This is a genomic window from Herbiconiux sp. L3-i23, from assembly GCF_023734115.1.
In the GTDB taxonomy this organism is placed as follows: domain Bacteria; phylum Actinomycetota; class Actinomycetes; order Actinomycetales; family Microbacteriaceae; genus Naasia.
The window spans coordinates 1,533,722-1,556,060 of sequence record NZ_AP025737.1 but is presented as its reverse complement, the minus strand read 5'-3'; the positions used below and the strand labels follow the sequence as shown (position 1 = coordinate 1,556,060).

Sequence of the window (22,339 nt, the reverse complement as noted above, 5' to 3'; positions counted from 1 at the left end):
TGCCAACGGTGCCGCCGCTAGCAGGCGGCGGCGTCAGCCTCGTCGAGCGGGTTCGTCTCGACCTCGCCGGGACGCCACGGCATCCCGTTGAACTCGACGAGGCCGATCTCGCCGTCGCGGTAGGCGAAGTGATGCGAGCTCGCGTTCGCGATCATCTGGCCGGGCTCGGGCCACGCGTATCCCGTCGCCGCACGCACCAGCGAGCCGATGACGCCGCCGTGGGTGACGACGAGCAGCGACTGGTCCGGTCGGCGGCGAGCCACCTCGATGAGGGCGGGACGCACCCGTTCGACGACGTGCGACCGCTTCTCCCGGCCGCGCACGAAGTCACCGCGTTCGCGCATCGCGTCGAGTTCCGCCCCGGTCAGTCCTTCGGCGTCTCCGTAGCCGCGCTCGCGCAGAGCGTCGATGATCTCGATGTCGGCTACCCCGATCTCGCGGCCGATGATCTCCGCCGTCTCCGCCGCGCGGGAGAGGGGGCTCGTGACGATCGCGTCCCAGCGCTGCTTCGCGAGACGACGGCCGGCCTCGACCGCCTGGCGGCGCCCAACGTTGTTGAGGGGGATGTCGCTCGAACCCTGGATGCGTCCCTGCAGGTTCCAGTCGGTCTGCCCGTGGCGCACGAGTTCGAGTCGGGTCATCGGGAGTCCTTCGCGGGGCGGGGTCAGGGCACGAGGCGGGCGGCGAGCCCGGTGAGGGTCTCGGTCGTGCCCGCGTCGAGCTTAACGGTCGCCTTCGTGTCGCCCTTGGTCTCGCCGCGATTGACGATGACGATCGGCACCTTCCGGCGGCGGGCGACCTCGAGCAGGCGGATGCCGGAATTCACGGCGAGCGAGGATCCGACGATCATCAGCGCGTCCGCGCGACGTACCAGCGCGCTGGCCTCGGAGAACTTCTCGGACGGCACGAACTCGCCGAAGAACACGACCTCGGGCTTCAGTATTCCGCCGCACACGGTGCAGTCGGGCACGACGAAGTCGTCGGAGTTGACGACCTCGGCGTCGCCGTCGGGATTGATGACCACCTGATCGGGCTGCTCGAGCCACGGATTAGCCGCATCGATGCGCTCGGAGATGCTCGCGCGGGCGAAGATCTGCCCGCACTGCAGGCACCGCACTCGGTCGACGGTGCCGTGCAGGTCGACGACGTGCCGGGATCCCGCTCGCAGGTGCAGCCCGTCGACGTTCTGCGTCACCACGCCGTTGACGACCCCGGCCTCCTCGAGCGCGGCGAGCGCCCGATGACCGTCGTTCGGCCGCGCCGCGTCGAACCGGCGCCAACCGAGGTGCGAACCGGCCCAGTAGCGCTGCCGGTAGGACTCGCCGGCGAGGAACTGCTGGAACGACATCGGCGACCGCTTCGGCGCGCCCTGGCCGCGATAGTCGGGGATGCCCGAGTCGGTGCTGACGCCCGCGCCGGTGAGCACCGCCACCTCGCGGCCGCGAAGCAGGTCCGCGACCCGATCCAGGTCGGCGTCGGCTGCTGCCGCCCGAGGCGGAGCGACCGCTTCGGTCGGGGCGACCTGGTCGGCCTGGTCGGCTGCGCCGCCCGAGCCCGCTACCGTGGACATGGTTCCTCCCACCCCTCAGCGTAGACAGCCCGAGGCGGTGCCGGTGACCACCCGAACGTCGATCTACCCGTGGAGCTGAACCGAATGCGTCTCGTCGCCCTCGATTCGCTCGACGCTCCCGAGCTCGACGACTTCTCGCGGTTGACCGATGTCGCCCTGCGGCGCCGCCTCGAGCCGGCCGGTGGGCTCTACCTCGCCGAGTCGACCAAGGTGATCGGCCGCGCGATCGCCGCCGGCCACGTTCCGCGTTCGGTGCTGACCCGGCGTTCGTGGCTTCCCGACCTCGACGAGATGCTCGCTCCGTTCCCCGACGTGCCGGTGTTCGTCGGCGACGACGAGGTGCTCGAACAGTTGACCGGATACCACCTGCACCGCGGCGCCCTCGCCTCGATGCACCGGCCTCCGCTCGCCGATCCCGCTGACGTGCTGCGCGACGCACGGCGGGTGGTGATCCTCGACGGGCTCGCCGACCACACCAACGTCGGCGCCATCTTCCGATCGGTGGCAGGCCTCGGCGCGGACGCCGTCCTTGTCACCTCGACCTGCGCCGATCCGCTCTACCGGCGCAGTGTCCGCGTGAGCATGGGCACCGTCCTGCAGGTTCCGTGGACCCGCCTTCCCGACTGGCGTGAGGCCGGTCCGCTGCTGCACGGCCTAGGGTTCGAGATCGCCGCGTTGGCGCTCAGCGACGATGCCGTGCCCCTCGATCGTTACGCCGTGCCCGATCGGGTCGCCCTCGTGCTCGGCTCCGAGGGCGACGGGCTCGGCCGCAGGGCGATCGCCGCCGCGGACACCGTGGTCACCATCCCGATGTTGCACGGCGTCGATTCGCTGAACGTCGCCGCCGCTGCGGCTGTCGCTCTCTGGGCGATCACGCGCTGACCTCCTCGTGCGCCCCCGACGGCGTGGCTATGCTCGGCTCACGAGCAGTCGTCACCGTCGCCGTGCTGACTCGAGAACGAGTGAGGCACACCCCATGTCGAAGCATTCCGAAACCGGATCCGCCCCCGTCGAGGTCGTCGGTGACGGCACGAAGGGTCTCGCCGCAGGCTCGCTCGGGCTCGTCGGATCCACCGTCATCGGGCTCGCGTCCACCGCCCCCGTCTACTCGCTCGCGGCGACCCTCGGTTTCATCGTCATCGCCGTCGGCGCGCAGGCTCCGATCGCGATCCTGCTCGCCTTCATCCCGATGTTCTTCGTCGCGTTCGCGTACCGCGAGCTGAACCGGGCGGTGCCCGACTGCGGCACCACCTTCACGTGGGCGACGAAGGCGTTCGGGCCGTGGGTCGGGTGGCTCGGAGGCTGGGGGGTCGCGGTCGCCGGCACCATCGTGCTCGCCAACCTCGCGCAGATCGGCGGCTACTACTTCTGGCTGCTCGTCTCGCCGGAGCTGGCCGAGAACACCGTCGTCGTCACCGCGACCGGCGTGCTGTTCATCGCGATCATGGTCTACGTCAGCTACCGCGGGCTGCAGATCGGCGAACGCATCCAGAACGTCCTCATCGCGGTGCAGTACCTGGCGCTCGCCCTGTTCGTCATCTTCGCCTTCGTGAGCGTCGCGAACGGCACAGCACCCGAGGGTGCGACCGCGCCTCAGCTGTCGTGGTTCGACCCGTTCGCCTTCACCGACCTGTCGGGCTTCACCGAGGCGACCCTGCTCGCCCTGTTCATCTACTGGGGCTGGGACACCTGCCTGGCGCTCAACGAGGAGACGAAGGATCCCGAGCGCATCCCCGGGCGGGCGGCGCTGCTGTCCACCCTCATCCTCGTCGTCACCTACGTGCTCGTCGCCGTCGCCGCGATGGCGTACGCGGGCCTCGGCGAGACCGGGCTGGGGCTCGGCAACGAGGGCAACGCCGACGACGTGTTCTTCGCCCTGAAGGACGCCCTGTTCGGGCCGTGGGCGTGGCTGCTCGTCGTCGCGGTGATGGTGTCGGCGATCTCGTCGACGCAGACGACCATCCTGCCGACCGCTCGCGGAACCCTCGCGATGGCGGTGTACAAGGCGCTGCCGCGCCGCTTCGGCACCGTGCACCCGAAGTTCAAGACGCCCGCCTACTCGACGATCGTGATGGGCGTCGTCGCGATCGTGTTCTACGTCGGCATGACGCTGGTGTCCGAGAACATCCTCGAGGACACGATCGCCTCCCTCGGCCTGGCGATCGCGTTCTACTACGGCATCACCGGATTCGCGTGCGTCTGGTTCTTCCGGAGGACCGCGTTCACGAGCGCCCGCAACTTCGTCTTCCAGTTCCTGTTCCCGCTGCTCGGCGGGATCCTGCTCGCGACCGCGTTCCTCAAGTCGGCATACGACATGCTCGACCCGGAGTACGGCTCGACGACCCTGCTCGGAGTCGGCAGCGTCTTCGTCGTCGGTGTCGGGTCGCTGCTCGTCGGCGCAGTGCTCATGGTCGTGTGGTCGTTCTTCCCCGAGTCGAAGCCGTTCTTCCGCGGCGAGGCCCTCAACGAGCAGACCGAGATCCTCGTCCCCGAGGCCGAACACCCGAAGGGCCGCAGCGTCGACGGCGGCCTCATCTGACTCGCCCACTTCACCCCGTTTCCGCGCCGAAATACGGGGTGAAGTGGGCGAGTCAGGCGCCTGCGAGGAGGTCTTTCAGGCGTCTGACCACGGTCTCCGGGTTCGTGATGTCGTCGATGGTCGTCTCCACCACCGTCCAGCCGAAGCGCTCGAGGATCAGTCGGCGGGATTGGTCCGCCTTCCATTGACGTCGCTCCCTGTGGTAGTCGCCCTGGTACTCGATGGCGATCCGCTGCCGCACGTATGCCAGGTCGACCCTGGCGACCACCGCCCCGGCTTCGATCACCTCGTGATTGGGCGTCGGCTCCGGCAGTCCCGCCATCATCAGGACGGTGCGCAGACGCGACTCCTGCGGTGACTCGGCCCGGCCGGTCAGCAGCATGCTCGCCGTGCGCAGCTTGGTGAGGCCGCGGATCCCGGGGTTCGATTGGATGCGGGCGGTGATGGCTGCACGGTCCGTCAGGCCTTCGCGATAGAGGTGATCTCCGATCGCGATGAGGTCGGGCAGGGGGAGGATGGCCGCGAGGTCGAAGAAGGTGCGCAAGGGCGCAGTCGTGGGAAGGTCGTCGACCCAGACGATCTCGTCGCTCCCGAGCAGCAGCGAATGCCCGCGCAGTCCGCGCGCGTGCGGTGCCCGCTCCGGGTAGCTCACCGCCAGATGCACGGTGGGTGACGTCGCCAGAGCAGGCGGCAACGGAAGCCCGAGGATGTGGGCGGCGGTGACGTGCGAAGCGATCGCGCCGGGCAGACGAGCGAGGAACAGGGCACTTCGGCCGATGTGGTCGTCGACCACGGAGGCGGTCCTGACACCCCACACCGAGGCGTCGACGTCCTGCCTCTGCAGCCGGTTCTTCGCGGCGCCGGCGGTGCGGCCCTCGGCGACGGTGAAAGCAGCGAGACCGAGCTCTTCGGGGAGCGGCTTGCGTCGAGTCATAGCCCGATAGTGCGGGCGGCGCGCACCCGCCCGGGCGGTGCGAAGAAGATCTGTGGATCAGCGGCGGCGACGTCTGCCGGGGGAGGAACAGCGACTCGCCCACTTCACCCCGTGTCGAGACGAAAACACGGGGTGAAGTGGGCGAGTCAGCGGGGGTCGGTCAGCTGACGTCCTCGTCGACCCAGTCGAAGGTCTTGGTGACGGCCTTCTTCCAGTTGCGGTAGGTGCGCTCGCGCTCGGCCTCGTCGAGCGAGGGCTCCCAGCGCTTGTTCTCCTGCCAGTTCGAGCGGAGGTCGTCGAGGTTGTCCCAGAAGCCGACCGCGAGGCCCGCGGCGTACGCGGCGCCGAGCGCCGTCGTCTCCGCGACCTCGGGACGGACGACCGGCACGCCCAGGATGTCGGCCTGGAACTGCATGAGCAGGTCGTTGGCGATCATGCCGCCGTCGACCTTCAGCTCCTCGAGCGGCACTCCCGAGTCGGCGTTGACCGCGTCGATGACCTCGCGGGTCTGGAACGCGGTCGCCTCGAGTGCGGCACGGGCGATGTGCCCCTTGTTCACGTAGCGGGTGAGGCCGACGAGAGCGCCGCGCGCATCCGCGCGCCAGTACGGCGCGAACAGTCCCGAGAAGGCGGGGACGAAGTACGCGCCTCCGTTGTCCTCGACGGTCTTCGCAAGCTCTTCGATCTCGGGCGCCGACTTGATGAGGCCGAGGTTGTCGCGCAGCCACTGCACGAGCGACCCGGTGACCGCGATGGACCCTTCGAGCGCGTAGTGCGGTTCGGCGTCGCCCAGCTTGTAGCCGAGGGTCGTGAGCAGCCCGTTCTCGCTCTTCACGATGTCGGTGCCGGTGTTGAAGATGATGAAGTTACCGGTGCCGTAGGTGTTCTTCGCCTCGCCCTGGTCGAACGCGGCCTGGCCGAAGGTCGCGGCCTGCTGGTCTCCGAGGATCCCGGCGACGGGGACCTCGCGCAGCAGGCTCGAGGACTCCACAGTGCCGTAGACCTCGGACGAGCTCTTGATCTCGGGCAGCATCGACTTCGGCACCCCGAACACGTCGAGGATGCTGTCATCCCACTGAAGGGTCTTCAGATCCATGAAGAGGGTGCGCGACGCGTTGGTGACGTCGGTGACGTGCACGCCGCCGTCGGTGCCGCCGGTCAGGTTCCACAGCACCCACGTGTCGGTCGTGCCGAAAAGCAGGTCGCCGGCGTCGGCCTTCTCGCGGGCCCCGTCGACGTTCTCGAGGATCCAGACGATCTTCGTGCCGGCGAAGTAGGTGGACAGCGGCAGGCCCACGGTGTCCTTGAACCGCTCGACACCGCCGTCGGCGGCGAACCGGTCGACGATGGGCTGCGTACGCGTGTCCTGCCAGACGATCGCGTTGTAGACGGGCTTTCCGGTGTTCTTGTCCCAAACGACGGTGGTCTCGCGCTGGTTGGTGATGCCGACGGCCTTCACGTCGTGGCGGGTGATGTCCGCCTTCGACAGCGCCTGGCCGATGACCTCACGGGTGTTGGCCCAGATCTCCTCGGGGTCGTGCTCGACCCAGCCCGCTTTGGGGAAGATCTGCTCGTGCTCCTTCTGACCGACGGAGACGATGGATCCCGAGTGGTCGAAGACGATGGCCCGGGTGCTCGTGGTGCCCTGATCGATGGCGACGATGTACTCGCTCATGGGGGACTAACTCCTTTGTTTCACGATGGCGCCGTGTTCTCTGGCTGGCGCGTGGTTCACGATGGCGGTTCGCACGCACTCATCCGAGCCTGTCGGACGTGCGCTGGAAACCGCCTAGAAGAATTGCGGAGGAAGGAAGCGGCCGGCTGCGAGAGGCAGCCGGCCGCGGCCGATCTAGAGGACGGGGAGGAGCGGGATGCTCAGCCATCCCGCGAGGAGACCACCGATCAGCGGTCCGACGACCGGAACCCACGAGTAGCCCCAGTCGCTCGAGCCCTTGCCCTTGATCGGGAGGATCGCGTGGGCGATGCGGGGCGCGAGGTCACGGGCGGGGTTGATCGCGTAGCCGGTCGGTCCACCGAGCGACGCACCGATCGCGACCACCAGGAACGCGACCGGGATCGCGCCGAGCGCGGCGAGACCGCCCGGGGCGTCGATCTCGGGGTCACCGGCTCGGCCGAAGCCGATGACGACGAAGACCAGCACGAAGGTGCCGATGATCTCGGTGATGAGGTTCCAGACGTAGCTGCGGATCGCGGGGCCGGTCGAGAACACGCCGAGCTTCGCGGCGGGGTCGGGCTCGGCGTCGAAGTGCTGCCGGTAGGCGAGCCAGGCGAGCACGGCACCGAGGAAGGCTCCGAGGAACTGACCGCCCAGGTAGCTGAGGATCAGGACGATGTCGAAGTCCATCGTGCCTGCCGCCAGCAGACCGAAGGTCACCGCGGGGTTGAGATGGGCGCCCGACGCGTAGGAGACGGTCACACCGGAGAAGACCGCGAGGCCCCATCCGAAGTTGATGAGCAACCAACCGCCGCCGAAGCCCTTGTTCTTGGCGAGGATCACATTGGCGACCACACCGGCGCCGAGCAGCAGGAGTAGTGCGGTTCCGACTGTCTCGGAGAGGAATATGACTCCGTAGTTCGGTGTATCCACTTCGACCTTCCTTGTCGTTGCGTTTTCCGCATCCGAGGACGCGGGGTCGCTCCGTTGCGACGAGCCCCACGATATCCCTCAAGCCCGCTGTGTGGAACCGGTTCCTGCGGCCGGTGTTCAGGAAAGGGAAGGTGGGCGCGGACGCGCGAAGGGCGTAGGTTGAGGGCCGCGGGCGTGCTCTCGCGCCTGACCCATCTGTAGGAACCTCAGGAGCAATCAATGAAGAAGCTCATCAACGATCCGCGCAACGTGGTCGCAGAGGCCATCGCCGGAGTCGCCGCCGCCCATCCCGACCTCGTGACGGTGCACACCGATCCCGACTACATCGTCCGCGCCGACGCCCCGATCGCCGGCAAGGTGGGTCTCGTCTCGGGCGGGGGAAGCGGCCACGAACCGCTCCACGGCGGTTTCGTCGGGTTCGGGATGCTGGATGCCGCGGTGCCCGGCGCGGTCTTCACCTCGCCGACCCCCGACCCGATCGTCGACGCGACGAAGGCGGTCGACGGGGGAGCGGGCGTGCTCCACATCGTCAAGAACTACACCGGAGACGTGCTCAACTTCGAGACCGCCGCCGACCTCGTGGGCGCCGAGGGCATCGAGGTCCGCGCGGTCATCGTCGACGACGACGTCGCCGTGAAGGACTCGCTGTACACCGCGGGTCGGCGCGGGGTGGCGGGGACGGTGCTGGTCGAGAAGATCGCCGGCGCCGCGGCCGAGCGGGGCGACAGCCTCGACGAGGTCGCCGCCATCGCCGAGCGGGTGAACTCGCGCGCCCGGTCGATGGGTGTGGCTCTCACTGCGCCGACGGTGCCGCATGCCGGCGAGCCGAGCTTCGACATCGGCGAGGACGAGATCGAGATCGGCATCGGCATCCACGGAGAACCGGGGCGCGAACGCGTCGGTCTCGAGCCGGCGGACAGCATCGTCGACCGCATCCTCGGGCCGATCGTCGACGACATCCCCTTCGCCTCGGGCGACAAGGTGCTCCTGTTCGTGAACGGGATGGGCGGCACCCCGCTCATCGAGCTGTACATCGCGTTCCGTCGTGCCGCCGAAGTGCTCGCCGAGAGGGGACTCCAGGTCACCCGCAGCCTCGTCGGCAACTACGTCACCTCCCTGGAAATGCAGGGTTTCTCCATTACAGTTCTGGGACTCGACGACGAGATGACCGAGCTGTGGGATGCGCCAGTGCAGACCGCGGCACTTCGCTGGGGAAGGTGACCGATGGGGCTTGGCAGGGACTGGGCTGAGGACTGGGTGCGTGCGAGCGCGACGACCGTCAGCGAGCACCGGAGCGAGCTGATCAAGCTCGATCGCGAGATCGGTGACGGCGACCACGGTGAGAACCTCGACCGCGGGTACACGGCCGTGATCGCCAAGCTCGATGGACTCGCGCCCGATGCGTCGCTCGCCGACGTGCTGAAGCTCGTCGCCACCACGTTGATCTCGACGGTCGGTGGGGCCGCCGGACCGCTCTACGGCACCGCCTACCTGCGGGCGTCGTCGGCGGTCGGCGGCGCCGAGACCCTCGACGGCGAGGGCGTGGTCGCGCTGCTGACCGCCGCCCGCGACGGCATCGTGGCGCGCGGCAAGGCGGAGCCGGGCGACAAGACCATGATCGACGCGTGGACCCCCGCGGTCGACGCGGCAGCCGAAGCCGCTGCCGCCGGCAAGTCGGAGGCCGAGATCCTCGCGGCCGCGGCGGACGCCGCCGAGGCCGGGGCCGCCGCCACCGAGCCGCTCGTCGCCCGCAAGGGGCGGGCGAGCTACCTGGGGGAGCGTGCGATCGGCCACCGCGATCCGGGCGCCCAGTCGACGGCGCTGCTCCTGCGCGCCGCCGCGCAGACCGCCTCACCATGAGCGTCGGGCTCGTGATCGTCTCGCACAGCGGGAAGATCGCGGAGGGTGTCGTCGAGTTGGCACGCCAGATGGCGGCCGACGTGGCCCTGGTCGCCGCGGGCGGCACCGACGACGGCGGAATCGGCACGAGCTTCGAGAAGGTCCAGGCGGGTATCGACGAAGCGGATGCCGGAGACGGAGTCGTGGTGCTCTGCGATCTCGGCTCGGCGATCCTCACCGCGGAGACGGCTCTGGAGTTCCTCGACGACGATCAGCGAGCTCGGGTGCGGATCGCCGACGCGCCGCTGGTCGAGGGCGCCGTCGCCGCTGCCGTGGCGGCTCAGAGCGGCGACGACCTCGCCGCGGTCGTCGCCGCGGCTCAGACCGCAGCGGGGGAGCAGGCCCTGCCACCGCCGCCACCGCCGCCGTCGGTACCGCCGCGCTCGGTGATCGGCGAGAGCGTGCAGCTGGTCAATCGGGAGGGTCTGCACGCCCGACCGGCCGCCGAGTTCGTGAAGACCGCTGCCGGTTTCGACGCGACCGTCACCGTCAACGGCGTCGACGCCAAGTCGTTGCTGCGCATCATGTCCCTTGGACTCACGAAGGGTGCCGAGGTGCGGCTCGAGGCCAGCGGCCGGCAAGCCTCGGAGGCGGTCGACGCCCTGGCGGGCCTCATCCGGTCCGGCTTCGGCGAGGAGTGATCCCAGTCGAACGGGACCGCCCGTCGAGCGTCGGCGCCGCGAAGGGCGCTTCCTTCGTATCGCTGCGCTCGACGGGCGGACCGACGCCTCACTATTCGGCGAGGGCGACGCGCGTGTTCGGCACGCAGTGCGTCATCATGAGGCCGGTGACGTCGCGGGGACCGTTGGCTCCGAGCTTCGCGAGGCGGGCGAGCTCCTCGTCGTTCAGGGTCTGCGTCGCGAGAGGCGGCAGATCCTTCACGTCGGCGACCGTCACCCCGATGCCCTCGCCGACGCGCAGCCCCAACTCGTCGTCGACGAGAAGCAGGTGCCACACCATGCGCTCCTGCACCGGACGCGTCGCCTGACCGATGAGGTTCGTGAGGTTCGCGACCAGGTCGTCCTTCTCCCACGTCTCCATCAGCTGGAAGCGCTGACCGGCCTGCAGGTAGTCATTCGTGCGGGGGAGCCGTGCGCGGGTCAGCCGACCCTCGAGGACCGGGCCCTGCTCGTCGTGCATCGGCTTCGGCGCCTCCTGCAGTCCGCCCGTGATGGACGGCTCGTAGTTGACGTGCGGGTTCGCCCCCGTTCCGTCGACGTGGTAGGCCATCTGGCCGTCGCGCTGGTTCGTCGCGACCCGGGTCTTGGGGCTGTTGACCGGCAGCTGCAGGTAGTTGGGTCCCACCCGGTAGCGCTGGGTGTCGCTGTAGGAGAAGGTGCGACCGACCAGCATCTTGTCGTCGGAGAAGTCGAGGCCGTCGACGAGGACGCCGGTGCCGAAGGCGAGTTGCTCGTTCTCGGCGAAGTGGTTCGACACGTTGCGGTTCAGGACCATGGTGCCGACCGTCTTCGGCGGAAACAGGTTCTCGGGCCACACCTTGGTGTCGTCGAGCGGGTCGAAGTCGAGCTCGGGGTGCTCGTCGTCGCTTATCAGCTGCACGCGCAGCTCCCACTCGGGGTAGTCGCCCGCCTCGATCGCCTCGTAGAGGTCCTTCGACGCGTGTCCGAGGTCGCCGCCCTGGATGACGGCGGCGTCCGCCTCGGTGAGGCTCTCGACTCCCGCCTTCGGGATCCAGTGGTACTTCACCAGCTGGGTCTCGCCGGCTTCGTTCACCCACTTGTAGGTGTTGACGCCGAAGCCCTGCTGCGTGCGGTAGTTCGCCGGGATGCCGCGGGGGCTGAACAGGTTGACGATCATGTGCATCGCCTCGGGGGTCTGCGACATGAAGTCGAAGATGCGCGACGCCTCCTGACGGAAGGTGACCGGGTCGGGCTTCAGGGAGTGGATGACGTCGGGGAACTTGATCGCGTCCCGGATGAAGAAGACCCCGAGGTTGTTGCCGACGAGGTCCCAGTTGCCGTCCTCGGTGTAGAACTTCACCGCGAATCCGCGCGGGTCGCGGGCGGCTTCACTCGAGTCGCGGCCGCCGATGACGGTCGAGAAGCGGATCGCGACATCCGTGCGCTTGCCCGGCTCTTGGAAGAGCTTGGCGCGGGTGTACTTCGCGATCGGCTCGTCGCCCCAGGTGCCGGTGGCCTCGAAGTAGCCGAACGCGACGGCGCCGCGGGCGTGGACGACGCGCTCGGGCACGCGCTCGCGGTCGAAGTGCGAGATCTTCTCGAGGAAGTGATAGTTCTCGAGAGTCGCGGGACCTCGCGCCCCCACCGTCCGCTGGTTCTGGTTGTCGTAGACGGGGTGTCCTTGACGGGTGGTCAGGGAGGGGGTGTTCGGGGTCTCGTCCGTCATGCGGAACGTCCTTTCATGGGCGGCCTCGCCGGGGTGTCCAGCGAGGAGTCAGGAGGGCGCGTCGGCGCAGTCGGCGCAGAGACCCCAGAAGGTGATCTCGGCCTGGTCGACCAGGAAGCCGCCCGTCTGCGCCGGGGTCAGGCACGGGGCCGACCCGTGCAGGCAGGGGATGTCGCTGGTGCGTCCGCAGGAACGGCAGACGGCGTGGTGGTGGTTGTCGCCGACGCGCGATTCGAAGTGCGCGGGCTGTCCGGCCGGCTGGATGCGGCGCACGAGCCGCGCCTGCTCGAGCGCGTCGAGGCAGTCGTAGACCGCTTGGACCGAGACGGCGCCGATCGCGCCGCGCACCCGCTCCAGCACGGCGGCGGCGCTGAGATGCTCGTGGTCGGCGGCCGAGTCGAGCACGGCGAGCACGGCGGTGCGCGGAGCGGTGGCTCGAAGGCCCGCGGCGCGCAGCCTCTCGCTCGTGTCCATCGTCACTCCCGTTGTCTGGAACGGTTCCAATCCTGCGCGACGGTTGGCATGAAAGCGAATCGAGTCCCGCTCAGGTCTCGGCGCCGCCGACGACGAGAAGGCCGCCCGCACGAGAGTGCGGACGGCCTTCGGATGTGGAACGAGAACTCAGCCCTTGGCGGGGTACGAGCTCTCCGGGGTACCGCGCCACTTCGAGCTGTCGAAGGCGAGGATGCCCGTCCAGATGATCTGCAGGAAGATCGCGAGCAGCACGAACACGCCGGGCTTCTCGAAGCCCTTGCTGATGCGGTACTCGGCGATCCAGAGGATGACCAGAGCGACGATCGAGCCGATGAACGGGACCAGGTTGATCAGGATCCACCAGCCGCTGAAGCCGCCGAGCTTGTAGATGTGGAAGTAGTTCACGAACGGGACCCAGCCCTTCCACGCCTCGATGCCGGCCTTGGTGAAGACCCGCGAGAGGAAGAACGCGAAGACCAGGTAGATGACGAGGCTGATGACCCAGCTGCCGCTGGCGAAATAGTTCGCCAGCAGATCGTTGTTGTACGTTTCCATTGTTGCCCCCATGAAGTAGGTGAGAAGCGCTCAGCGCCGACCGACACCGTAGCAACGCTGCGACACGCCGCTCTCGCCCCACTCCGGGTGTCGCCCGATCGGGTGCCGACCAGGGGTTCCGCTGCGCGGGCCGCCGCAATACTGTTGCCTCATGCCACAGTCGGATGAGGAACTGCGCCTGGCCGCGCGCAAGCGGCTCGAGAAGAAGGCCGGATTCTGGAAGTACCTCGGCGTCGCCGCCGCGGTGTCGCTCCTGCTCATCGCGATCTGGGCTTTCAGCGGCTACCGCGAATACTTCTGGCCGGCCTGGCCCATCCTCGGTCTCTCGGTCGCCGCCGTCTTCTCGGGGATCGACGCCTTCGGTCCCGGTCGCGGGTACATCACCGATGAGAAGATCGACGCCGAGGTGCGCAAGATGACCGGCGGCGGCACCGCCTCCTGACGGAGACGACTGCAAGTGACCTCCGGCCCGACGCGTCATCCGTCTTCGAGTGGTGGGCGCGGGTGATACTGACCTCATGAGGTTCCGTACCATCATCGTGTCGGGCGGCGGCAACACGACCGGAATAGAGGTGCCGCCCGAGGTCGTCGAGAGCTTCGGGGCCGGCAAACGGGTCCCCGTCACCGCGACCATCAACGGTTACTCGTACCGCAGCACCGTCGCGCCGTATCGCGGGCCGTACATGCTCTCCCTCAGCGCCGAGAACCGGGCCGGGGCGGGGGTCGCCGCGGGCGACGAGGTCGAGGTCGACCTCGAGCTCGACACGGCGCCTCGCGAGGTCGAGGTCCCGCCGGACCTCGCAGCCGCGCTCGCCGACGCCCCGGCCGCCGTCGACTTCTTCGGCAGCCTCTCGCCGAGCCAGAAGAAGGCGTTCACGGTGTGGATCACCGAGGCGAAGAAGCCCGAGACGCGGGCGTCGCGCGTCGCGACCGCCGTGGAGATGCTGACCGAGGGCAAGCGTCGCTGAGACGACGCCCACCAGTGCGACGCCCACCACTAGTTGAAGGAGTCCCGATGACGTTCGACGGCCTGGAGATCATGCGCACTTTCGCGACGAGCCCCGATCGGGTGTTCGCGGCGTGGACCGAGCCTGCGCAGTTCGCCGCATGGTTCGGTACCGCTGCAGTCGACGTGCCGCTCGACACCGTGTCGATGGATGTGCGTGTCGGCGGCCGCTGGAGCGCGATCATGCGCTTCCCCGACGGCAACTCGATCGACTGGGTGGGGGAGTACCGCAAGGTCGACCCGCCCACCCGGCTCGCACTGACCCTGACCGATGCACCGTCGGAGGACGCCGGTGAACCCGTGACCGTCGACCTCGTCGAAGTGCCCTCCGGCACCGAGATGACCTTCCGCCAGCCGCGGCAGGGCTTCACGGACGAGCAGCTCGATCTGACCGTGGTCGGCTACAACGCGTTCTTCGACGATCTCGAGAAACTGCTGCTGCGAGCGCCGTGATCCCCGAGGAGCTTCCCGGCCTCCTGCACTCGATAGCGCTGCGCCTCGACGACGCCGGCGCGAGGACCGAGGCGCTCGCCCGCCTCGGTCGCCGTCGGCGGATCCTCGGCGTCGGCGGCGGTCCGGTCTTCGAGCCGCTCGGCCGGGTGTGGCGCCTCGGCGTTCTGCTGCTCGGCACCGACGGCGCCCTGCACGCCGCCGGAGCGGTGACGCGGGCGGCGGAGGAGCGCCAGCACGGGTGGACCGCCGTGTCCGCGGCGGAACGCAGCGCCGTCCGGGCGCTCGCCGCCCAGACCTTCCCGGTGGGCGAGACCGTCAACTACGAGACGCGCCCGCTCCGCACAGCCGTCGACGACTCGGGCGCCCTCGACGCTCCGCTGCGCATCGTCGACGGGGAGGTGCGGGTCGAATGGGCTCCGGGTCAGCATCCGGTGGACCTCGCCGCGTACCTGCGCGAACGGGCCGAACTCCTGCTCGTTCATCCCGAGGTCTGAACCGTCTCCCATTGTGGACACCGTCCACTCATGGGAGGGTTGCGACATGGGAGCCCTCGTGGTGCAGCAGAACGTGTCCATCGACGGCTATGCCGCCGACTCGTCCGGTGAAGCGACCTTCGTCGCCGCCCCCGGCGACTGGAGGTCCATCGACTCCGAAGAGGAGCGGTGGCTCGCCGGCGTCGACCGGATCCTGCTGGGCGCCACCACCTACCGGCTCTTCGCCGCGTTCTGGCCGCAGGAGACGGAGGAGCTGATCGCCGACCGGTTGAACCGCACTCCGAAAAGCGTGTTCTCGTCGACGCTCGTCGACGCCCCGTGGGGGGATTGGGCTCCGGCGCGGATCGAGCGGGGCGACGTCGTCCAGCGGATCGCGGCGATCAAGGCCGAGACCGCGGGCGACCTCGTGCTCTGGGGTTCGCTGCGCCTGATGCGCACGGCGCTCGCCGCGGGTCTCGTCGACCGCGTCGAGCTGCGGGTCATGCCGGTCGTGATGGGCGCCGGCGTCCCGACCTTCGATGCGCCGCTCGACGCAGAACTCGTGTCGAGCGCCCGGCACGGCGACATCGTCGTCCTCGACTACCGGATGCGACCGCCCCGCTGAGCCACCCCGCGGGCGTCCGTCGAGGCGGCGCGTTCGCCCTAGGGTTGTAGTCATGTCCAAGGTGCTCAGCTCTCTTCCCGTCGGCGAGCGCGTCGGCATCGCGTTCTCCGGAGGTCTCGACACCTCGTGCGCGGTGGCCTGGATGCGCGACAAGGGCGCCGTGCCCTGCACCTACACCGCCGACATCGGCCAGTACGACGAGCCCGACATCGCCGCCGTGCCCGACCGCGCGAAGGAGTACGGCGCCGAGATCGCCCGCCTCGTCGACGCGAAGAGCGCCCTCGTCGAAGAGGGCCTCGTCGCCCTCGCCTGCGGCGCCTTCCACATCCGCTCGGGCGGCAAGACTTACTTCAACACCACGCCCCTCGGCCGTGCCGTCACCGGCACCCTCCTGGTGCGCGCCATGAAGGAGGACGGCGTCGACATCTGGGGCGACGGCTCCACCTACAAGGGCAACGACATCGAGCGGTTCTACCGCTACGGCCTGCTCGCCAACCCGCGGCTGCGCATCTACAAGCCGTGGCTCGACGCGCAGTTCGTCGGCGAGCTCGGCGGCCGCACCGAGATGAGCGAGTGGCTCGTCGCGCACGGCTTCCCCTACCGCGACTCGGCCGAGAAGGCGTACAGCACCGACGCCAACATCTGGGGCGCGACGCACGAGGCGAAGAAGCTCGAAGACCTCGACGCGAGTCTCGACCTCGTCGAGCCGATCATGGGCGTCGCCGCCTGGCGCGACGACGTCGAGGTCGCCACCGAGGTCGTCTCAGTGCGCTTCGAGGCGGGCCGCCCCGTCGCGATCAACGGGCAGGAGTTCGGCGACCCCGTCGCCCTCGTGCTCGAAGCCAACGCCATCGGCGGCCGCCACGGTCTCGGCGTCTCGGACCAGATCGAGAACCGCATCATCGAGGCGAAGAGCCGCGGCATCTACGAGGCGCCCGGCATGGCCCTGCTGCACATCGCCTACGAGCGGCTGCTCAACGCGATCCACAACGAGGACACGATCGCGAACTACCACGCCGAGGGTCGTCGCCTCGGTCGCCTGATGTACGAGGGACGCTGGCTCGACCCGCAGTCGCTCATGCTGCGCGAAAGCATCCAGCGCTGGGTCGGCTCCGCGGTGACCGGCGAGGTCACCCTTCGCCTGCGTCGCGGCGACGACTACACGATCCTCGACACCACGGGCCCCGCGCTCAGCTACCACCCCGGCAAGCTGTCGATGGAGCGCGTCGGCGACGCCGCGTTCGGCCCCGACGACCGCATCGGGCAGCTGACCATGCGCAACCTCGACATCGCCGACTCCCGTTCGCGCCTCGAGCAGTACGCCGCCGCGGGCATCATCGGCGGCGCGACCGCCGAGCTGGTCGGACAGCTCCAGCAGGGCGAGGCCGAGGAGATTCTCGAGGGCCCCGCCGCCGATGCCGCCTCCGACGCGCTCGAGCGGGCCACCGACGCCGCCTCCGAGGGCGCCGCCTTCGACGCGGGCACCGACTGACCGCGTCGCGCATGCAGCTCCCCGAGCAGCAGGATCCGAGCGGTCCCTACGCGATCACGTTCGTCTGCACCGGCAACATCTGCCGTTCGCCGATGGGGGACGTGATCACGCGACGCCTGCTCGCCGAACGCGGGCTCGAAGATCGGGTCGCGGTCACCTCGTCGGGCACCGGCGGCTGGCACGTCGGCGACGGGGCGGATCCGCGCACGGTCGCGGCTCTGCACGAGCACGGCTACGACGGTCGCCCGCACCGGGCGCGACAGTTCGACCGGTCGCTGTTCGAGGATTACGACCTGATCCTCGCCCTCGACGCCGGACACGTCGACGCTCTGCGCGCACTCGCCCCGAGCCGGTCCGCGGCCGAGCGGATCCATCTCCTGCGCGAGTTCGACCCGGACGCCCGTGGTGATCTCGACGTCCCCGACCCGTACTACGGCGACGAACGCGACTTCGACGACGTCCTCGTCATGGTCGAGCGCAGCAGCCGCGCACTCGTCGACGCCCTGGCGCAGAAGCTCGCCTGACCCGACGCGTCGGCGCGTGTCAGGGGCGGTACGCCTGGCGCGGAGCCCGGGCGCCCGTATGCTGACCCCGCGGCGCAGCCCACGGACGGCAGCGCACGAAGCGCGAGGAGGCGTCTCTGGTGGGGTTCGCGTCATGGCTGATCGGCCTCCCCGCGGCCCAGCCAGAGGAGTACCGGCGACTCACCCGCATCCGCTCCCGCGTCTACACCCGCGTTCGCAGCCTCGACGCCGAGATCCTGCGATCGCCGGAGCCGATCCCGTTCGACCGCCTCGATCGGACCGCGTTCTCGCCGATCCGTCCGAACACCGCGTGGGGCGGTCCGTTCGACTGCGCCTGGCTGCACCTCACCGGCCTCGTCCCGCCCGGTCCCGACGATCTGGTGCTGCTGCTCGGCATCCGCGGCGAGGGTCTCGTGCACGGGGCGGCGGGGGAGCTGCTCGACTCGGTCAGCACCGTCTTCCAGCAGGGCGACCTGCCGCACAGCGGCGGTAAGTACCGCCCGGTCGAGGTCGACCTGTCGAGCGGTGCCGTGGATGTGTACGCCGACGTCACCTACAACGGCTTCATCCTCTACGAGGTGGGCAAGGCCGTGTACCACGGCGCGCACCTCGCGACCCGCGACGATGACGCCTACCGCCTGTACTACGACTACCTCGCCCTCGTGGTGCTCGCGGGCGCGACGGAGGACGCGGCCCTGGAGCGCACGCTGCGGCGAGCGCTGCGCGATGCCTACTCCCTGTTCCGTCGGCGCGATGTCCGCGGCGCCCGCGCGGTGCTCGCCGTGCCGCTCGCCGCCCGCAGCGAGTCGGAGTTCACCTACGACGCGGTCGGCCACGGCCACCTCGACATGGCCTGGCTCTGGCCCGTCCGCGAGACGAAGCGCAAAGCCGCGCGCACCTATGTGAGGGCGCTCAACGCCATCGACCGCCGTGACGACTACGTCTACGGCACGTCGCAGCCCCAGCAGCTGTGGTGGATGCGCGAGCGGCACCCCGCCCTGTTCGAGCGGATCCGCGGCGCCGTCGCCGCCGGTCGGATGGAGATCCAGGGGTCCTTCTGGGTGGAACCCGACACCAACCTGCCGTCGGGGGAGTCGTTGGTGCGCCAGGCGGTCGTCGGCCGCCGCTTCCTGCAGGACGAGTTCGCCCTAACCGACGAGCAGCTGCGCCTCTGCTGGCTCCCCGACACCTTCGGCTACAGCGGCAACCTTCCGCAGATCCTCCGCGGTGCCGGGATGGACTGGTTCCAGACCATCAAACTGGCCTGGAACAAGGTCAACGACTTCCCGCACCGCACCTTCCACTGGCAGGGCATCGACGGTTCGAGCGTGCTCGTGCACATGCCTCCCGAGGGCGACTACAACAGCCGCGCCAGCGCCGACAACCTCCTGACCGGCCTCGCCCGGTACCCCGAACGGGCCCTGCAGAGCGCACTGCTCGTCTACGGTTCGGGTGACGGCGGCGGCGGTCCCGGCGAGATCCATCACGAACTCCTCGACCGGGAGGCCGACCTGCGCGGGCTTCCCCGTGTGCGCCGATCGAGCGCCTCCGAATTCTTCGGGCGCCTCGAACAGAAGCCGATCGAACACACCCACGTCGGCGAGCTGTACCTCGAGACCCACCAGGGCACCTACACGACCCAAGGCGCGATCAAGCGTCACAACCGGATCGTCGAGCGGATGCTACACGACGCCGAGGCGCTCGCCGTCATCGTGGGCGACGATTCCCGGGAGACCTTGGCCGAGCACTGGCGCGCGGTGCTGCTGAACCAGTTCCACGACATCATCCCCGGCTCCTCCATCGCGCGCGTCAACCGCGAAGCGATCGACGACTACGAGCGGGTGGAGGCGGCGCTCGCCGACTACACGTTCGCTCTGGCGGATCGTCTACCGGATCGAGACTCCGCGCCGACCGCTCTCAATCTCACGAGCTTTCCTCGGCGCGAGCACGTGTCGGTCGGCGGCGAGTGGTTCGTCGCGGATGTCGGGCCGTATGCGGCCGCCGCCCTCCGCCCCGCGGAGCGCTCGGACGCGCTGCGAGCCGACGGCGACACGCTCTCGAACAGCGCGCTCACGCTGCGCTTCGCGCCCGACGGTTCCATCGGCTCCTGCCTGGACGCCGACGGCGTCGAGCACGCAGGCGAGGGCCTCAACCGTCTGGTGACCCACGACGACCCGTACGTCTGGCCGTTCAACGCGTGGGACATCGATCCGCGCTACCTCGACACACCCGCGCGGGTCCTCACCGCGAGCGAGGTGGAGAACAGCGTCGACGACGTCACCGCCGTGCGTCGGCAGGTGTACCGGACTCGGACGTCGACGATCGTGCAACGCGTCGTCCTCGAGGCGGGCAGCGACCTCGTCCGATTCGAGACGGAGGTGGAGTGGCATGAGAAGCACACGATGCTGCGGGCCGAGTTCCGCCCTTTGGCGTACGGGGACACGGTCCGCTGCGAGATCCAGTTCGGTCACATCGAGCGGGCGACCACGGAGAGGGACTCGGTCGAGAAGGCGCAGTTCGAGGTCTGCGCGCACCGGTGGGTGGCAACCGAAAGCGACTCGCGCGGCTTCGCACTGTTGAACGACGGCAAGTACGGGCACCGGGTCAAGAACGGGCTGATCAGCCTCAACCTGCTCCGAGCACCGACGTTCCCCGACAAGACGGCCGACCGCGGCCACCACCGCTTCAGCTACGCCGTCCGCCCGTTCGAGGCCGGCGACCTCACCCCGGTCATCGCCGCCGGCTACCGGCTCGGCGCCCCGTTGCAGGTACTCACGGGCGGCAGCGTTCCGAGCGTCGCGTCGGTCGACGACCCCGCCGTCGTCATCGAGACCCTCAAGAAGGCGGAAGACGGCGGCGGGGTGGTGCTCCGGTTGTACGAGAGCCTCGGCCGGCCGGTCACCACGGCGCTGCGGGTCAGCCTTCCGCACGGTTCGGCGTACGAGACCGACCTGCTCGAACGCCGACTCGGGCCCGCGGACCTCGATCGTCTCGCGTTCCGCCCCTTCGAGATCAAGACAATCCTGCTGGAGGACGACCGATCATGACCACCTCCGCCGTTCCCCTGAATTCCGCCCCACTGCGTCGACAGGGGCTCGCCATCGTCACCGCCGGCTTCGGGCAGAATTTCGTGCTCACGACGGTGTCGACGTTCATGCTCGTCTACCTGCTGCAGTACGCGGGCATCAGCACCGCGGGGATCGCGGTCGTCACCGTCGTCATCACGGTGTCGAAGATCGCCGACGCGGTGCTCGACCCGGTGCTCGGCAGCCTCATCGACATGACGCGCACGCGGTGGGGGAAGTTGCGCCCCTACATCCTGTTCTCGGCCGCGCCGGTCGCGATCCTCTCGGGCCTGCTCTTCTCGGTGCCGGACGCGTCGGAACCGGTGAAGCTGACCTGGTTCTGCCTCTTCTACGTGCTGTGGGGCGTCGCCTACACCGCCTGCGACGTGCCGTTCTGGGGCCTCATCGGGTCGGCCTTCACCGAACCGGCGAAACGCACCCGAGTGATCGGCGACGTCAGGGCGTTCGGCGCGATCGCCCTCGGCCTGTCGACGCTCGGCATGCCGTGGATCGCCCGTGCACTGAGCTTCGGACCCGAGACGACGAGCGCAGGATGGTCGCTCGCCGTGTTCCTCACCTCCGTGCTCGGGATGGGCCTCTACCTGCTCGCCTTCTTCGGCGCCCGCGAGCGCCGCACCGAGGCGGCGAGCACAGGCCTGCGCTTCCGACAACTGTTCGGCACTCTCATCGCCAACACGCCCCTGCTCATGGTGCTGCTCGGTTCGGTGCTCGGCTTCGGCCGGTTCATCGTGCAAGCCGGGGGAGCGGTCTTCGTCGTGATCGCCTACGGCGACGAGGGCACCTTCACCCTCGTCGGCGCCGCGATCATCGCGGGGATGGTGCTGGCGTCGTTCACGACCCCGTTGCTGCTGCGGGCGACCTCGGGCAGGACCCTCGCGATCGCCAGTTCCCTCGTCGGCGCCGTCCTCTACCTCGCCATGTGGTTCGCCGGCTTCTCGAACCTGCTCGTGATCATCGCGTTCATCTTCCTCACCGGCCTCGCGCTCGGGATCTTCATGGTGGTGCAGGCCACTCTCATCGCCGACGCGGTCGACGACGTCGAGCGTCGCCTCGGGGTGCGCAACGACGGGATCTCGTTCGCGACGCTCACCTTCGTGTCGAAGATCATGAATGCGCTCGCCGTGCTGGTCTTCGGGGTCTTCGTCGTCATCGCCGGCTACGAGGACGGGGTCGTGGTGACCCGCACGATCCAGGACGTCATCTTCACCTCGATCACCGTGGTCCCGGCGGTCAGCTGCCTGCTCTCGGCAATCCCGTTCTTCTTCTACCGCCTCGGCGGCACGGGGCGCGGTCGCGCTACTGTTTCTCCCGGCGCCGGTGAGGCGTCGCACGCTGCCCGATCGAGAGGCGAACGATGACCGACTCCGCCGAACTGACCCTGTTGCTCGAATCGAACCTGCTGCGGGTGTTCGGCAACCGGGATGAAGCGTCCCGCCGGGCGGAGATCGACCGGGTCTACACGACGGACGTGGCGTTCACCGATCCCGATGAGACCGTCGTCGGAGCCGACGCGCTGGAGGCGAAGGCGGCCGCGCTGCTCTCCTCCGCCCCCGCCGATTTCGTGTTCGCACCCGACGGCCCCGCCTACCTCGCCGGGGACACGGCGGCACTCGCGTGGACGTTCGGCCCGGCCGGAGCACCCGCGGTCCGCGGCGTCGACGTCATCACGGTGACGGACGGCAGGATCAGCGCGCTGCAGACCCTGCTCGCCGCGCCGACCCGCTGAGCGCCCGT

General features: G+C 69.2%; 23 protein-coding genes. 15 read left to right on the top strand and 8 right to left on the bottom strand.

All coding sequences use genetic code 11. The features are described from left to right. Window positions 1-17: 17 nt before the first annotated feature. Together NGH83_RS07325 and NGH83_RS07320 are read right to left on the bottom strand one after the other, a co-directional pair. Complete coding sequence (locus tag NGH83_RS07325) at window positions 18-641, bottom strand: histidine phosphatase family protein (RefSeq protein ID WP_251858404.1); 624 nt, start codon at window positions 639-641, stop codon at window positions 18-20. Window positions 642-664: 23 nt separating this feature from the next. Then, window positions 665-1,570: an NAD-dependent protein deacetylase gene (locus tag NGH83_RS07320; RefSeq protein ID WP_251858403.1), complete on the bottom strand. Its 906-nt coding sequence runs from the start codon at window positions 1,568-1,570 to the stop codon at window positions 665-667. A gap of 84 nt (window positions 1,571-1,654) precedes the next feature. Between NGH83_RS07320 and NGH83_RS07315 the strand changes: the two genes are divergently transcribed. Both NGH83_RS07315 and NGH83_RS07310 read left to right on the top strand, forming a co-directional pair. Continuing rightward, window positions 1,655-2,452 (top strand): RNA methyltransferase, encoded by a 798-nt coding sequence (locus NGH83_RS07315; protein ID WP_251858474.1) that lies wholly within the window; start codon window positions 1,655-1,657, stop codon window positions 2,450-2,452. A 94-nt stretch (window positions 2,453-2,546) separates the two neighbouring features. Further along, window positions 2,547-4,109 carry an APC family permease gene (locus NGH83_RS07310; RefSeq protein ID WP_251858402.1) on the top strand — a complete coding sequence of 521 codons (1,563 nt, stop codon included), beginning with the start codon at window positions 2,547-2,549 and terminating at the stop codon, window positions 4,107-4,109. Window positions 4,110-4,161: 52 nt separating this feature from the next. Here NGH83_RS07310 and NGH83_RS07305 read toward each other — a convergent pair whose 3' ends face one another. From NGH83_RS07305 to NGH83_RS07295, 3 genes are all read right to left on the bottom strand, one after another. Further along, window positions 4,162-5,043, bottom strand: a complete 882-nt coding sequence (locus NGH83_RS07305) for an endonuclease domain-containing protein (RefSeq protein ID WP_251858401.1) — start codon at window positions 5,041-5,043, stop codon at window positions 4,162-4,164. A 160-nt stretch (window positions 5,044-5,203) separates the two neighbouring features. Then, entirely contained in the window at window positions 5,204-6,718 is a 1,515-nt protein-coding gene (gene glpK / locus NGH83_RS07300; RefSeq protein ID WP_251858400.1) for a glycerol kinase GlpK, read from the bottom strand. Window positions 6,719-6,892: 174 nt separating this feature from the next. Beyond that, window positions 6,893-7,651, bottom strand: coding sequence for an MIP/aquaporin family protein (locus tag NGH83_RS07295; RefSeq protein ID WP_251858399.1), 759 nt, complete (start codon window positions 7,649-7,651; stop codon window positions 6,893-6,895). Between the two features lie 219 nt (window positions 7,652-7,870). On the opposite strand from NGH83_RS07295, the gene dhaK reads away from it, so the two are divergent. Genes dhaK through dhaM form a run of 3 tightly spaced genes read left to right on the top strand, consistent with a single transcriptional unit; the run spans window position 7,871 to window position 10,191 of the window. Beyond that, window positions 7,871-8,872 carry a dihydroxyacetone kinase subunit DhaK gene (dhaK, locus tag NGH83_RS07290; protein WP_251858398.1) on the top strand — a complete coding sequence of 334 codons (1,002 nt, stop codon included), beginning with the start codon at window positions 7,871-7,873 and terminating at the stop codon, window positions 8,870-8,872. Window positions 8,873-8,875: 3 nt separating this feature from the next. Then, on the top strand, window positions 8,876-9,511 hold the full coding sequence (dhaL, locus tag NGH83_RS07285) for a dihydroxyacetone kinase subunit DhaL (RefSeq protein WP_251858397.1): 636 nt from the start codon (window positions 8,876-8,878) through the stop codon (window positions 9,509-9,511). Then, on the top strand, window positions 9,508-10,191 hold the full coding sequence (gene dhaM / locus NGH83_RS07280; RefSeq protein ID WP_251858396.1) for a dihydroxyacetone kinase phosphoryl donor subunit DhaM: 684 nt from the start codon (window positions 9,508-9,510) through the stop codon (window positions 10,189-10,191). Before dhaL ends, dhaM begins: the two co-directional genes overlap by 4 nt. A 91-nt stretch (window positions 10,192-10,282) precedes the next feature. Here dhaM and NGH83_RS07275 read toward each other — a convergent pair whose 3' ends face one another. From NGH83_RS07275 to NGH83_RS07265, 3 genes are all read right to left on the bottom strand, one after another. Continuing rightward, a complete protein-coding gene (locus NGH83_RS07275; RefSeq protein ID WP_251858395.1) occupies window positions 10,283-11,917 on the bottom strand; it encodes a catalase in 1,635 nt (544 codons plus the stop codon). A 48-nt stretch (window positions 11,918-11,965) separates the two neighbouring features. After that, window positions 11,966-12,391: a Fur family transcriptional regulator gene (locus tag NGH83_RS07270; RefSeq protein WP_251858394.1), complete on the bottom strand. Its 426-nt coding sequence runs from the start codon at window positions 12,389-12,391 to the stop codon at window positions 11,966-11,968. A gap of 147 nt (window positions 12,392-12,538) precedes the next feature. Beyond that, window positions 12,539-12,946 (bottom strand): DUF5684 domain-containing protein, encoded by a 408-nt coding sequence (locus tag NGH83_RS07265; protein WP_251858393.1) that lies wholly within the window; start codon window positions 12,944-12,946, stop codon window positions 12,539-12,541. A 151-nt stretch (window positions 12,947-13,097) separates the two neighbouring features. Here NGH83_RS07265 and NGH83_RS07260 point away from each other — a divergent pair, with 151 nt between their 5' ends. The 10 genes from NGH83_RS07260 to NGH83_RS07215 all read left to right on the top strand — a co-directional run bounded on the left by NGH83_RS07260 (window position 13,098) and on the right by NGH83_RS07215 (window position 22,331). Then, window positions 13,098-13,388: a 2TM domain-containing protein gene (locus NGH83_RS07260; protein WP_251858392.1), complete on the top strand. Its 291-nt coding sequence runs from the start codon at window positions 13,098-13,100 to the stop codon at window positions 13,386-13,388. A 76-nt stretch (window positions 13,389-13,464) separates the two neighbouring features. Continuing rightward, window positions 13,465-13,914, top strand: coding sequence for a YdeI/OmpD-associated family protein (locus NGH83_RS07255; RefSeq protein ID WP_251858391.1), 450 nt, complete (start codon window positions 13,465-13,467; stop codon window positions 13,912-13,914). 47 nt (window positions 13,915-13,961) lie between these two features. Next, on the top strand, window positions 13,962-14,405 hold the full coding sequence (locus NGH83_RS07250) for an SRPBCC domain-containing protein (protein ID WP_251858390.1): 444 nt from the start codon (window positions 13,962-13,964) through the stop codon (window positions 14,403-14,405). Further along, window positions 14,402-14,899, top strand: a complete 498-nt coding sequence (locus NGH83_RS07245; protein ID WP_251858389.1) for a glutaminase — start codon at window positions 14,402-14,404, stop codon at window positions 14,897-14,899. The genes NGH83_RS07250 and NGH83_RS07245 overlap by 4 nt, the downstream gene beginning before the upstream one ends. A 46-nt stretch (window positions 14,900-14,945) precedes the next feature. Further along, window positions 14,946-15,503 carry a dihydrofolate reductase family protein gene (locus NGH83_RS07240; RefSeq protein ID WP_251858388.1) on the top strand — a complete coding sequence of 186 codons (558 nt, stop codon included), beginning with the start codon at window positions 14,946-14,948 and terminating at the stop codon, window positions 15,501-15,503. A gap of 52 nt (window positions 15,504-15,555) precedes the next feature. Beyond that, entirely contained in the window at window positions 15,556-16,995 is a 1,440-nt protein-coding gene (gene argG, locus NGH83_RS07235; protein ID WP_251858387.1) for an argininosuccinate synthase, read from the top strand. Window positions 16,996-17,006: 11 nt separating this feature from the next. Continuing rightward, complete coding sequence (locus NGH83_RS07230; protein WP_251858386.1) at window positions 17,007-17,519, top strand: low molecular weight protein-tyrosine-phosphatase; 513 nt, start codon at window positions 17,007-17,009, stop codon at window positions 17,517-17,519. Between the two features lie 119 nt (window positions 17,520-17,638). Then, window positions 17,639-20,566, top strand: a complete 2,928-nt coding sequence (locus tag NGH83_RS07225; RefSeq protein WP_251858385.1) for a glycoside hydrolase family 38 C-terminal domain-containing protein — start codon at window positions 17,639-17,641, stop codon at window positions 20,564-20,566. Next, window positions 20,563-21,963, top strand: coding sequence for an MFS transporter (locus NGH83_RS07220; RefSeq protein WP_251858384.1), 1,401 nt, complete (start codon window positions 20,563-20,565; stop codon window positions 21,961-21,963). Before NGH83_RS07225 ends, NGH83_RS07220 begins: the two co-directional genes overlap by 4 nt. Then, window positions 21,960-22,331, top strand: a complete 372-nt coding sequence (locus NGH83_RS07215) for a nuclear transport factor 2 family protein (RefSeq protein ID WP_251858383.1) — start codon at window positions 21,960-21,962, stop codon at window positions 22,329-22,331. Before NGH83_RS07220 ends, NGH83_RS07215 begins: the two co-directional genes overlap by 4 nt. Window positions 22,332-22,339 lie beyond the last annotated feature (8 nt).